Here is a 12,537-nt window from a genome sequence, read left to right on the forward strand (position 1 = left end):
CGGAAAATGGCTCCGACGCTTTCCTCCTAAGGTTATGGTTTAACGAGGCATTGACTCTCCGCCTCACCAAGAAATAAGGACAACTCTTTGTAATTCGCGCCAAATTTAGGCGGTAATTGGTACGTTTGTTAACCATTAGTAGGTTTTTTCAGCAGGGTGCTTGCGAAAGTCTGGAAAATCAGAAAACTGGATCGGTTCAACCCGCAGTAAGTTCAGGGTGGGGGCGAAGTACTAAAGAAAAATAAAAGACCCTTATGGCGCCAATTAGGGTTTGACCTTGTATTATTTGAGCTGCGTTAAACAGGCACGTTTAATAATTAGTGCAACAGGAATTATTTATGACTACCGCAGAAAATCCCTACGCTTCGCCAAAAACGTTGGATCTGGCCCCGGCTGACGGTGTGCAGGAGGGCATTCCTAAAATCTTTTCATTTGGTGGGCGGCTTGGCCGGATTCGCTTTGCGGCCTATGGTGTGATGGTTTCGATGTTACTTATGATTTTGGCCGGGTTTGTTGGCGCATTATTAGCGCCGATAAGTATCACCTTCCTGGTAGCCGTCAATGTTCTATTTTTCGCACTCTGTGCTATTTATGGTTTTTCGCTTTATGTCCGCCGATTGCATGACCTTGGCCATTCTGGATGGTGGTCAATTGTGATCCTGGTGCCGCTGGTTAACTTCGGGCTTGCGCTCTATCTGTTGTTTTTCCCCGGTAATGCAGGGGTAAACCGCCACGGACCGAAAGTCAGGAACAATTCTGCTGGCGTAATTGTTGCTTTCATTATCAGTATCCTGCTTGGCACAGCCTACATCGGAATGGTTGCCGCAATCGCAATACCCGCCTACCAAGATTACGTAGAACGGGTGCAACAAATACAGTAACAAAGGCTGCCTGTTCGGATGATGCCTTTTAATAAGGATAAATTAATTGGCGTGTGGGCATTTTGCTGGCACAGCTAGAAGATACTTAAGGGCGTAATACTACTCTTTTGTGTCTTTATTCTTGGCTTCAATCCAGCGGCTCATAAATTCTTCGGCGCGGTGTTCAGTGCGCCGGAGAATGCGTCCCCAGATATTGCGGTTGCGATGCGCTTCCAAGTTTGCGGCGATCTCTTCCAGTCGTTCGACAAATGCACCGGCGTGATCGCTATAGGAAAATCCGCGTTCAAGTGCGCGGTTACCTGCGTCGCGTGCGGACAGCCAGGCCGATTTTTTTTGATACAAACGTGCGGCCGTTGCGGCAAATTGATCGGGAGCATCGCTCAACGTATAGCCCCAGGCATCGTCAGGAGCCATGGATTCGGCACCGATAGGCGTGGTAATTGTCGGCGTGCCGCTGAGCCACCCTTCCAATATTTTGCCCTTTTGCCCGGCGCCGAAGCGCAGCGGTGCCAGGTTCAGCCGGTAGCGTGCCAAGGTGGCGAGAGCATCTTCCGTGCGCCCATGTACGCGAAATCCTGTTGTCGGGTCACTGAGGCGGTGCATCGCGTGATCTGAATAGGCGCCGTATACGTGGCACTCAACGCCGGGCAGTAGTCCATGCAGTTTCGGCCAGATCTCCTCGGCAAACCAGATGGTGGCATCGCGGTTTGGGGCGTGTTTAAAGCCACCGATCATCACCAGGTGCTGGCGCTCTTCGAAGCCAGGCTGAGCCTTTTGGTCGGGTAGTTCTCGCACCAGAAATGGCAGATAGTGCAGTTGCCATTCGGGCAGGTAAAAATACTGTCTCAGCAGGTCGAGCTCGACCTGGGAGATCATTATTGTGAGGTCGCAACGGGCCATGGCCGCAATTTCGCGCTCAGCCGTCGGGTGAAACAGATTTAACGGCTGGCCGCTTTTAAGCGCCTGGTGACGGGCCTCGCGCAGACTGTGGAAGTCGCTGGTGTCGAGCAGTGTAATAGCGTTCGGGCACTGTTCACGCACCCGCCAGCCAAACTGCTCTTCCATCATAAAGCGATCATAAATCACGACGGATGGGGCCAATACGCGCACCCAGTGATCAAAGCTCTCGTCATTGACTTCGATCTGGTGCTCACCGTAACCGGTTTTTGCCTGAAAGGGCGTGGGCTGGGCGGGGCTGCCGATGTCCACCTGATAGCCTGCCTCCTTGAGCAACTGGAGAATATCCAGGGTGCGGCGGCCGGCAGCGGTAGAGTTGGGTTCGGGCCACTGCTTGGCGATCAGCAGCGCCCGTTTGGCGGATGTGCTCATGGTCTGGCTGTGAGGTTTGTAGGTGCGGCGCGCCCGGTTTTTGAGTGTGCTCTGCAGAAATACACCGGCGAATTACTCGATGTTTTGCACCTGTTCTCGCATCTGCTCGATCAGGACTTTCAATTCCACCGCGGCCTGAGTGGTGTCTGTCACTACGGCTTTTGACGAGAGCGTATTCGCTTCGCGATTGAATTCCTGCATAAGGAAATCCAGGCGCCGTCCGATGGGACCACCGTTTTTCAATACACGACGGGTCTCGGTGATATGGGCGTCCAGGCGGTCGAGCTCTTCATCGACATCCGCCTTCTGTGCGAGCAGAGCGATTTCCTGTTCGATGCGATCCCTGTCGATTTCTTCCAGTAATTCTTCCAGGCGCGTTTTAAGTTTTTCACGCTGGTTTTGCAGAATTTGTGGCAGCAGTGCGCGCACGGTGGTGACCTGTTCGTCGATACTCACGAGACGGGCTTCGATAAAACCCGCCAGCTCTGCGCCTTCGCGCTCACGATTTTCCACCATCTGTTTGAGTGCTTGCTTGAAGCCATCGAGGATTGCGCTGGCCTGCTCGTCGGCATCGGTTTCCGGTTCGGCGATGACCCCTGGCCACTTCAGCACTTCCAGTGGATTTAATGGCGGGTTGTCCGGTGCCACCTGTTTTGCGGCTTTGATTAACTGGTCGACAAGTGCCTGGTTTACCTGCAGGCCGGTAACTTCACCACTGGTGGCCTTGAGGTTCAGGGTCATTTCCACCTTGCCGCGGTTCAGAGTCTTGCGCAGGACTTCGCGCAGTTTGGGTTCCAGTGAACGGGCGGCCTCCGGCAGGCGGAAGTGCGGTTCCAGATAGCGATGGTTGACGGAGCGCATTTCCCACACGGTGGTGCCGGTAGAGAAGTTCACTTCGGCACGGCCGAAGGAGGTCATGCTGCGCACTTTGTTGTTGGCCATACTGCCGTGCTCCAGAAAAGCTGCTTACTAGAAAAAGAGCGGCACAGCATAGCACAGGGTGATTAGGGGAATTGATGGCTATAATGCCGGGCCTTGAATGATTTGACGCAAAACTGAGGTGTCTTATGCAGCGACCGAGCGGCCGCAAACCAGAGCAATTGCGCGAAGTGCGTATCACCCGCAACTACACGCGCCACGCGGAGGGTTCCGTGTTGGTGGAGTTCGGCGACACCAAGGTGTTGTGTAACGCGACGGTCGTAGCGGACATTCCGCGTTTCCTGCGTGGGCAGGGCAGCGGCTGGATCACCGCCGAGTACGGCATGCTTCCCCGCTCTACCGGCACCCGGATGGGACGTGAGGCGGCACGTGGCAAACAGGGCGGGCGCACCGTGGAAATCCAGCGCCTGATAGGCCGCTCCCTGCGCGCGGCGGTAGATCTGAAGCTGCTGGGCGAGCACCAGATTACGCTGGATTGCGATGTCATCCAGGCGGATGGCGGCACCCGTACGGCTTCCATTACTGGCGCCTGTATCGCTCTGGTTGACGCCATTCGCTATATGCAGCGGGAAAAAATGATTGCGACTGACCCGCTGAAAAATATGGTAGCGGCGATCTCTGTCGGTATTTACGACGGCGAAGCGGTGCTGGATCTGGACTACCCGGAAGACAGTAATGCGGATACCGATATGAATCTGGTGATGGCGGAAGATGGCGGTATGATCGAGGTTCAGGGCACCGCCGAGGGTGCACCGTTTACCGAGCATCAATTTGCCGAGATGCTGGCCCTGGGTAAGGCTGGTATCAAGGAGCTCATCAGTCTGCAGAAAAAAGCACTGGCCGAGTAACCTGAGATGCCGCTGGCACCCGGTGAAAGGGTGTTGGCGGCAGCGCGCCGTTGGCAGTTTGGCGAACGCATTGGCGTTGGCTAAGGACTGCGACGCGATTTTACTGTGTCAGGCGCGTACGCCCTCCCCGACTAAAAAATTTGGCAGGTCCTGCCACTTCTAACCGCCGCGCCCCGTCCGAATTGCCATTAGGCTTCTCACCCAGACCCAGGATATGGATGAGAATGAACAATGAATAGCAGCCTGGTTGTAACTTCCCCTGTGGTGCTAGTGGCGATTGTCGCCCTGCTGACCACGGGCGCGTCCAGCGCCCAGCACCTCCGACAGGAAAGCAAACCCCACCATAAACACTACCGCGAACCTGTGGCGGACAAGCCGGCACCCTCAGGAGCAGTGGCGCCACGATTGCAGAATCTGGGCCGCCACACCTTTCCCGTGAGTTGTGCCTCGGAACGCGGGCAGCAATTTATCAATCAGGGCATTAATCTCGCCTACGCCTTCAATCACGCAGAAGCGGGTCGCTCTTTCCGCGAAGCGGCGCGGTTGGATCCCAAATGCGCCATGGCCTACTGGGGCCAGGCTCTGGTACTTGGGCCAAATATCAATGTGCCCATGGATCAGGAAAATGAACCCAGGGCCTACGAACTGGTACAGCAGGCGGTTTCCCTGCAGGGCGGACTGAATGACCGCGAGCGCGCCCTGATTGGCGCGCTGTCGAAGCGCTATAGCGGAGATCCCACAGACCGTGCCAAAGGCGATAGCGACTATGCCAGCGCCATGGCAGAGGTCACCAGGCAATTTCCCGATGATCTGGATATCGCGACGTTTTACGCGGAATCCATGATGGACCTGCGCCCCTGGAATTACTGGATGCGAGACGGAACTCCCTACGAGGGTACAGAAGACATTGTTGGGCTGCTTGAATCGGTAATGGAGCGCAACCCCAAGCATCCCGGGGCGTTGCACCTCTACATTCACCTGATTGAGCCCACCAATCAGCCACAGCGGGCGGAAAAGGCTGCCGATGCCCTCAGCGGCTTGATGCCGGGCGCCGGGCATATCGTGCATATGCCGGCGCATATCTACCAGCGGGTGGGCCGCTACGAGGATTCCGCCAAGACCAACGAGCGCGCCATTGCAGCCGACGAGGATTACATCAGCCAGTGTCGTGCCCAGGGGATTTACCCGATGGCTTACTACCCCCACAACATCCACTTCCTGTGGTTTGCGACCACCGCACAGGGGCGCAGCGAGGCCGCGATAGACGCCGCCAACAAGACGGCGGCACAGATTTCTGACGAGGCGCTGGCGGAAATGCCCCTGCTGGCGGGCTTTCGCGTGGTGCCCTACTGGGCTCTGGCACGGTTCGGCAAGTGGGATGAGGTCCTGGCGCTACCGGAGCCGCCGAAGGATCTGTTCCTGACCGGTGCCTGGCACTATGTGCGTGGTCTTGCGCAGGTGGGAAAAGGTAATCTGGATGCGGCGCAAAAGGAGCTGGAGCAGGTGCAGAAGATCGCTGCGGACAAGGGGATGGACTACACGATGTTTTCCCCGAACAGCGCGGCTGCCGTCCTGGCGATTGCGCCGGAAGTGCTGGCGGGAGAAATTGCTGCGGCCAGGGGTGAGTTTGATGCCGCAGTCGGGCATCTCGAGCGCGCTGTGCGCCTTGAAGAAGGGCTTGTTTACACCGAGCCCACCGAATGGCATTACCCACCGCGCCTCGCCCTGGGGGCCGTGCTGCTGGAGGCAGGCCGCGCAGGCGAGGCAGAAACGGTCTACTGGCAGAACCTGAACCGATACCCGGACAATGGTTGGGCGCTGTACGGCCTCGCTGAAGCCCTGCGCAAGCAGCGGAAACACGATGAGGCAGAGCTGATAGGCGCCCGCTTCAAAAAGGCGTGGCGCAATGCGGATGTGAAGCTGAAGGCGTCGCGTATACGCTAGCGCCGGGCACATTTCAGGCAGCGATTTTCAGGCACAAAAAAGGGCGCATCGAGAGCGCCCTTTTCATGGTGTCGTATGGCGAGTGCCCGCGCCTCAGACCTCGAGGTCGTAATCCATGATCACCGGCAGGTGGCTGGAGAAGGTCACATTCTTGTTAATGGCCCCGTACTCGATCTTGTTTTTCAGGGTCTGCGACACGATCTGCATATCGGTGCGCCAGCCGTCGCCCTTACCGACTTCGCCGCTGGGCCACCAGGTGAACTCATCGGCGTCTTTCACCACGCGACGGAAAGAGTCCACATAGCCGATTTCATTGAACAGCTGGTCGAGCCAGCGCTGTTCGTGACGCATGAACCCGGGGGTGTCCTGGTGATCCTGCCAGTTCTGGACGTCTGCGCGGCGGTGAGCCATGCCCCAGTTGCCGCAGAAGATAAAGTCGCGGCGCTTGCGGCTGATTTTGGCCAAATGGGCCTGCATATCGTCGAAGAACTGTACTTTGACCTCCAGAGAGGCCTCGTCGGTTGCCACCGGCGCCAGCAGAGAGCCCACACTCAGGCGCTCGAAGTCGGCCTGCAGGTAGCGGCCGTACATATCAACGCCATTCGCGAAGCCCATGCCATAGATCAGCGCTTTTGGCTGCGCACGGGTATAGATGGCGACGCCGTTTTCGTGGGGCGTCCCGGAATCGAAGAAGTAGCTGTAGTAGCCATCCGGATGGAATATCGGGTGATCGAGTTCCGGTTCCAGTGAGCGTAGATCTTGCAGGCAAATGATGTCTGCGTCCTGCTCTGCCAGCCAATCATACAGTCCGCGCTGTGCAGCCTGGTGCACGCCATCTACGGACAAACTCACTATTCGCATTATTAGCCCCTTACCAGCGGACTGTGTAAAATTGCAGTCGTTATTCGTCTGAACATTTTCTATAGCCGCTCCCCATTCCGTGGGGATCTTCCTTCACCTTAGCCAATAGTTATCAAATTGCCATGCAGCAGTACCAGCGCGACTTTATCCAACTGGCCCTGGAGCACGATGTGCTCTGTTTCGGGGACTTTACACTGAAATCAGGCCGCCAGAGTCCCTATTTCTTCAATGCCGGCCGTTTCCACAGCGGTGCGGCGTTGGCCGCTCTGGGCAACGCCTATGCCGAGGCGATTATTGCCTCAGGAGTGGAGTTTGATGTCATATTCGGGCCGGCCTACAAAGGCATCCCGCTGGGTGCGGTAACCGCGGTGGCATTGGCGCAGAAAGGGGTTGATAAACCCTTCTGTTATAACCGGAAAGAGGCCAAGGACCACGGCGAGGGCGGAACCTTAGTGGGTGCGCCGCTCAAAGGCAAGGTTTTGATTATCGATGATGTCATTACCGCGGGTACCGCAGTGCGGGAGGTCATGCAGATTATCAGCCAGCAGGGCGCAGAACCTGCGGGAGTGGTGATCGGTCTCAACCGTCAGGAAAAGGCCAATGACAATACCGACATGTCCGCAATTCAGCTGGTTGAGCAGGAATACAGCATTCCTGTGATCGGTATTGTGGAACTTGACGATATTATTGCCTATCTTAAGGCGGAAGCCGGCAGCGACGATTTGCTGGCACGAATTATCGACTACCGGCAGCGTTACGGCGTCAGTTCCAGGGGGTAACCCGGGAAGCGTGTATAGTACCTGCCTAAGCGCGGCGCGAAGGGATTGTCGCTACAGGTCGGAAGTAAAATGAAAAACAGAATAAAAAATGAGGTTTTCGTGAATACCGCATTTGCGCTGGCACTGGCCGGCGCTCTGCTGACAATGGATGTCAGTGCTGCAGAGAAGAACTGGGATGGCAAGGTTCTCTACCGCTATACCAACGAACACGGCGTCCAGGTGCTGGACGATCTCGTGCCCCCACGGTATGTGGCCGGCGGTTACGAGGTGATGACTCCGTCCGGGCGGGTACTTGAAGTGGTTGAGCCGGAGCTCACCGGCAAGCAACTGGCGGAAAAGAAGCGCCGTGAGGCCCGTGAGGCCGCCGATCTGCAGTTGCTCAAACGCTACAACAGCGTTGCCGACATCGAATCTGCGCGCAAGCGCAAGCTCGCAATCGTGCAGCAGGATATGGCGATCCTGCGCTCCAATCTGGTCAGCCTGGAACGTCAGATCGAGAGCGAAGAGGCGGTTGCCGCGCGCACCCAGCGCAATGGTGACACGGTTTCTCCAGAGCTCCTGGAGCGTATCGAAAACCTGCGCACCGAGGTCGGTGTGGTCAAAGAACGGCTTTCACTGCGCGAAAAAGAAGCCGTGGCGATCAACGGCGAGTATGACCAGGCATCCAACCGATATCAGGAAATAGCCGGCAAGTAGCCGGCTTTTTTCTTCCCGCTCAGAGCTTCTTTCTTCCCGCTCAGGGCTGCTTTCTTCACTTTCCGCAGCCGTCTTTACGCCTGCGCAGCCAGCGCACTCTCGCGGAAAAAGCCCGCGACCAGTACAGGCCACTGTTCCGCCCAGTGCTCGGTTGGGCGGCGTTTGAAACCACTGCGTACGTACTGAACGATCCGGCCTTCCGCACTGGAGAGCAGAAGGTTCGCCGCTGCGGTCAAAGGAATCGCCGGTCGCAACTGTTCCCGCAACTCTGCCTCGCGCAGGATCTGCTTGAGCTGGGTTTCCAGGCGGTCAAACAGCTGCAGGATACGGCCGTGCAGGCGCTCGGTTTCGCCGGTCAGGGCGTCGCCGGTGAGCAGCCGGGTAATGCCCGGATTGCGCTCACAGAAGGCCAGCAGCAGGTGCAGGATTTTCTGGCAGCGCGCCAGCGCGCTGGGCTCTTCCTGCACAATCAGCTTGATCCGGCTGAAGATGGTTTCTTCGATGAACTCGATCAGTCCCTCGAACATTTTGGATTTACTGGGGAAGTGGCGGTAGAGGGCCGCCTCGGAAAAGCCCACCTCTTTGGCCAGTGCCGCGGTGGTAATGCGGGCGCCGGGGCTGGCTTCCAGCATATGGGCCAGGGCCTGCAGTATCTGCTGGCGCCGATTGATTTTTTCGCTGCTCATTGACTGCCTATACCCGGGAGTTCAGCCGGGAACTGATTTTGTTGTTGTGCCCGCTTTTTTGTTGATCGGTTTTCGGCGCTGGGTGTCAGAAGCCCGTCGAATGTCGCTGAAAAGCCTTGTGCCGGCGGCGGAATCCTAACCATTCGCCGCCGCGCCATCAATTGTTAGCGCTTGTTAACATCGTTAATGTGACAAATTTCACGCGGGACTCAGGGTGCTATTGGTGATCAGGGTGCCTACGCCGGTGTCGGTGAAGATCTCAAGCAGCACAGCGTGCGGCACGCGCCCATCGATAATGTGCGCGGATGTGACGCCCGCCTTTACGGCATCAAGCGCACAGGCGATTTTTGGCAGCATGCCGCCGTAAATGGTGCCGTCGGCGATCAGGCCGTCCACTTCCAGGGTCGAAAGACCGGTGAGAACTTCGCCATTCTTGTCCTGCAAACCCGCGACATTGGTGAGCAACATCAGCTTTTCCGCTTTCAGGTATTCGGCAATCTTGCCGGCGACCAGGTCCGCATTGATGTTGTAGGACTCGCCATGCTCACCTACCCCGATCGGGGCAATTACCGGGATGAAGTCGCTGTTGATCAGCATATCGATCACGCCGGTGTCGATGCTGTCTACTTCGCCCACATGGCCGATGTCGATGATCTCGGAAGCGTGCAGGCCCGCAGAATCCTCTTTGCGGCGGAGCTTTTTCGCGCGGATCAGCAGGCCATCCTTGCCGGTAACGCCCACGGCGCGGCCGCCGTTCTTGTTGATCAGGTTGACGATCTGCTTGTTGACGGTACCGCCGAGCACCATTTCCACCACGTCCATGGTTTCACTATCGGTAACCCGCATGCCATCCACAAAGCGCGATTCGATGCTGAGCTTGTCCAGCAGGTCGCCGATCTGTGGCCCGCCGCCGTGCACCACAACCGGGTTCATGCCCACCAGCTTCATCAGAATGACATCGCGGGCGAAACTGTTCTGCAGTTCCTGGTCCACCATGGCGTTGCCGCCAAACTTCACTACGACGGTCTTACCGATGAAGCGCTGGATATAGGGCAGCGCTTCATTGAGAACCTGCGCGACGCGCAGGGCGGACTTCTGATCCAGGGACATGGCGTATTCCTTACCGCTCGGGTCTTACTGCTGGGATAGTGTGATCAGCCCGGGAGTACCAGGGACTGATCGAGTTTCTGTAGTTGGCTGGCGATCACCTGGCGGATGCGCTCAAGCGCCTGTTCGTTGTCGGCCTCGAAACGCAGGGTCAATGCCGCGGTGGTATTCGAAGCGCGTACCAGGCCCCAGCCATCGGCGAATTCTATGCGCAGGCCGTCAATGGTGTTGAGGTCCGCCTGGCCGAATTTGCCCGATGCACGCAACCGGTCGACAAGCGCGAATTTTTCGCTCTCCGCTACCGGCAGCAGGATTTCCGGGGTATTGATCATTTGCGGCAGAGAGTCAATCAGCTCGTCGAGTGACTGTTCACGCAGTGCCATGATTTCGAGTACACGGGCCGCGGCGTAGCTACCGTCGTCGAAACCGTACCAGCGATCCTTGATAAAGATATGCCCGGAAAGCTCACCACCCAGCAGGGCGCCGGTTTCGAGCATTTTGGTTTTCATCGGCGCGTGGCCGGTTTTCCACATGATTGGGCGGCCGCCATACTGGTTGACCAGGTCGCCCAGTGCACGGGAGCTCTTAACGTCGAATACGATATCGGCACCGGGGTTGCGGGCGAGGATGTCCCTTGCCAGCAGCATTACCAGTTGGTCGGCCCAGACGATGCGGCCGCTGCTGGTGATGAGGGTTACCCGGTCGCCGTCGCCGTCGAGGGCGATACCCAGGTCGGCACCAGAATTTTTTACCGCTTCTATAAGCGCCTGCAGGTTTTCCGGGCGTGAGGGATCCGGTGCGTGGTTGGGGAAATTGCCGTCCACTTCGCAGTAGAGCGTTTCTACGGCGCAGCCAAGTTGTTCGAAAAGCTCCGGTGCCAGCTCCGACGTGGCGCCATTACCGGCATCAATCACGATCTGGGGCTGTCCGGCGAGAGCGACGTCATTGAAGATTTCATCGATGTAGGCTTCGCTGACATCCTGCTGGTGGTGGCTGCCCTGGCCGCTGGCCACTTTGCCCGACTTCATCAGCTCGTAAACGTCCGCCAGCTTGTCATCGGCCAGGGGGCGTCCGCCAAGTACCATCTTGAAGCCGTTGTAATCTGCCGGGTTGTGACTCGCGGTCACTACCACACCGCTACTGGTGTTTTTGGCTTTGGCGCAGGCGAAATACAGTACCGGGGATGGCACCAGCCCCAGATCCACAGCATTACAGCCGCTCTCCAGAATACCTTCGATCAGGCAGTCTCTCAGCATCTCACTGCTGTTGCGGCCGTCGCGGCCGATCAGCAGGATTTCCTCGCCGGCCTGTAGCGCAAGCGTGCCCAGTGCGCGGCCGAGCTGGTAGGCAAAAGGTTCGTTGATCTCTTCCCCTGCCACGCCACGGATGTCGTAGGCGCGAAATACGTGGCGCGGGAAGTCCGTGCTGGGCGTGCGCATCAGCGCGCGGTGGTCGGCCGTCCCCTCCTCGGCCTGCGGTGCCGCGGCCGCGGCTTGAGGCTCCGTTGCCACTGCCGCGGGTTGCGCGGCTGTGGGCTTGGCCTCGAGGTCCTCTTTGCGCAGCTTGTCCTTGGCGGTGGAGCCGCGTCGCGCCGCCTTTTCCCAGGGGGCTGCCGTGTCACCAGGCGTATTGCGCCAAAGGACATAAAGGGTGCCCAGTAGACCGAGTGTCGCCAGCGTATAGATCCAGCTGGCGGGGATACTGTGTTGAGCAACGAACGCAGCAGAGGGACTGAGCGAAACTTGTAAATGGCTGCCAGGCACCTTGGCAGTTGCTGCGTTACCCGTGGATTCGGAAACGGGTGACGTCCACAGCGATCGCGCCGGGCCGTCGGCAAACTGCTGGCTGATCTGTACTTTGCCGGCACTCAGATCGAGCGCGTCGAGCTGTTGGGTGAACACCGTGAACGGCTGTTCAATGAGAAGTGCGCCGCGGGTATCGGCAACGGCATTGTACAGGTGCCATTGCCTGTCGCTTCCCTGAAGGAACTCGGGTTGCGGTTGTTGTCCCTCCAGGCTGCGCTTGAGCAGGTCCACCAGAGCAAAACTCAGGGGAGGCTTGCCGACGCCCACACTGAGCTCTTCCGGCGCGAAAAGCTGTACCGATGCCTGTGGCAAGACCTTGCTGCTGCGGCTTCTGGTGGAGCCCCCGGGCTCGGATGAAAAATCCTGTAGCTTTTTTCTCTGAGTGCTGAAAAAGGGTTGCAGTTGCGCTGCCAGGTCATCGGCGGCCTGCTGGCTCGCCGCTTGTACACTGGCTGCATTGCGTTCGGCGATGATATTGGTAAACAGCAGGTGGCTCCCTCCGAGCCAAATGGCTGCGACCAGCAGGGCCGGTAGGAGTATTCCGCTATTCAGCAGCGGTTTTTTTTCTGTTTGTGTTTGTGATGCCACGAAATCTACCCAGACCAATATGTGTTAAGCGATAACTTGGGTGCTGTTGTATCTGTATTTTTGTTGTATTGCTG

Annotated in this window: 11 protein-coding genes; 5 read left to right on the plus strand and 6 right to left on the minus strand. The window is 57.6% G+C overall.

Annotated features, from left to right (window positions below; translation table 11 throughout):
* The first annotated feature begins 338 nt into the window (after positions 1-338).
* Positions 339-881: a DUF805 domain-containing protein gene (locus tag LC093_RS08525; protein WP_226664152.1), complete on the plus strand. Its 543-nt coding sequence runs from the start codon at positions 339-341 to the stop codon at positions 879-881.
* Between the two features lie 99 nt (positions 882-980).
* Here LC093_RS08525 and LC093_RS08530 read toward each other — a convergent pair whose 3' ends face one another.
* Positions 981-2,210 carry a glycosyltransferase gene (locus tag LC093_RS08530; protein ID WP_226664154.1) on the minus strand — a complete coding sequence of 410 codons (1,230 nt, stop codon included), beginning with the start codon at positions 2,208-2,210 and terminating at the stop codon, positions 981-983.
* Positions 2,211-2,282: 72 nt separating this feature from the next.
* A complete protein-coding gene (locus LC093_RS08535; RefSeq protein ID WP_226664156.1) occupies positions 2,283-3,152 on the minus strand; it encodes a YicC/YloC family endoribonuclease in 870 nt (289 codons plus the stop codon).
* Positions 3,153-3,277: 125 nt separating this feature from the next.
* On the opposite strand from LC093_RS08535, the gene rph reads away from it, so the two are divergent.
* Both rph and LC093_RS08545 read left to right on the plus strand, forming a co-directional pair.
* Complete coding sequence (rph, locus tag LC093_RS08540; RefSeq protein WP_226664158.1) at positions 3,278-3,997, plus strand: ribonuclease PH; 720 nt, start codon at positions 3,278-3,280, stop codon at positions 3,995-3,997.
* A 231-nt stretch (positions 3,998-4,228) separates the two neighbouring features.
* Positions 4,229-5,941, plus strand: coding sequence for a hypothetical protein (locus LC093_RS08545; protein ID WP_226664159.1), 1,713 nt, complete (start codon positions 4,229-4,231; stop codon positions 5,939-5,941).
* A gap of 93 nt (positions 5,942-6,034) precedes the next feature.
* On the opposite strand, the gene LC093_RS08550 is transcribed toward LC093_RS08545, so the two are convergent.
* Positions 6,035-6,802, minus strand: coding sequence for an exodeoxyribonuclease III (locus tag LC093_RS08550; RefSeq protein WP_226664160.1), 768 nt, complete (start codon positions 6,800-6,802; stop codon positions 6,035-6,037).
* A 122-nt stretch (positions 6,803-6,924) separates the two neighbouring features.
* Here LC093_RS08550 and pyrE point away from each other — a divergent pair, with 122 nt between their 5' ends.
* Both pyrE and LC093_RS08560 read left to right on the plus strand, forming a co-directional pair.
* Positions 6,925-7,581 carry an orotate phosphoribosyltransferase gene (gene pyrE / locus LC093_RS08555; protein WP_226664162.1) on the plus strand — a complete coding sequence of 219 codons (657 nt, stop codon included), beginning with the start codon at positions 6,925-6,927 and terminating at the stop codon, positions 7,579-7,581.
* 69 nt (positions 7,582-7,650) lie between these two features.
* The gene (locus LC093_RS08560) at positions 7,651-8,277 is read left to right on the plus strand and encodes a hypothetical protein (RefSeq protein WP_226664166.1); all 627 of its coding nucleotides are present in this window, start codon (positions 7,651-7,653) and stop codon (positions 8,275-8,277) included.
* 74 nt (positions 8,278-8,351) lie between these two features.
* Here the strand turns inward: LC093_RS08560 and slmA are convergent, their stop codons facing one another.
* The 3 genes from slmA to LC093_RS08575 all read right to left on the minus strand — a co-directional run bounded on the left by slmA (position 8,352) and on the right by LC093_RS08575 (position 12,463).
* Positions 8,352-8,963: a nucleoid occlusion factor SlmA gene (gene slmA, locus LC093_RS08565; protein WP_226664167.1), complete on the minus strand. Its 612-nt coding sequence runs from the start codon at positions 8,961-8,963 to the stop codon at positions 8,352-8,354.
* A gap of 198 nt (positions 8,964-9,161) precedes the next feature.
* On the minus strand, positions 9,162-10,073 hold the full coding sequence (gene argB / locus LC093_RS08570; protein ID WP_226664170.1) for an acetylglutamate kinase: 912 nt from the start codon (positions 10,071-10,073) through the stop codon (positions 9,162-9,164).
* 44 nt (positions 10,074-10,117) lie between these two features.
* Positions 10,118-12,463, minus strand: coding sequence for a phosphomannomutase/phosphoglucomutase (locus LC093_RS08575; protein WP_226664172.1), 2,346 nt, complete (start codon positions 12,461-12,463; stop codon positions 10,118-10,120).
* Between the last annotated feature and the right edge of the window lie 74 nt (positions 12,464-12,537).

Source organism: Microbulbifer aggregans, from assembly GCF_020524005.1.
Taxonomy (GTDB): domain Bacteria; phylum Pseudomonadota; class Gammaproteobacteria; order Pseudomonadales; family Cellvibrionaceae; genus Microbulbifer; species Microbulbifer aggregans_A.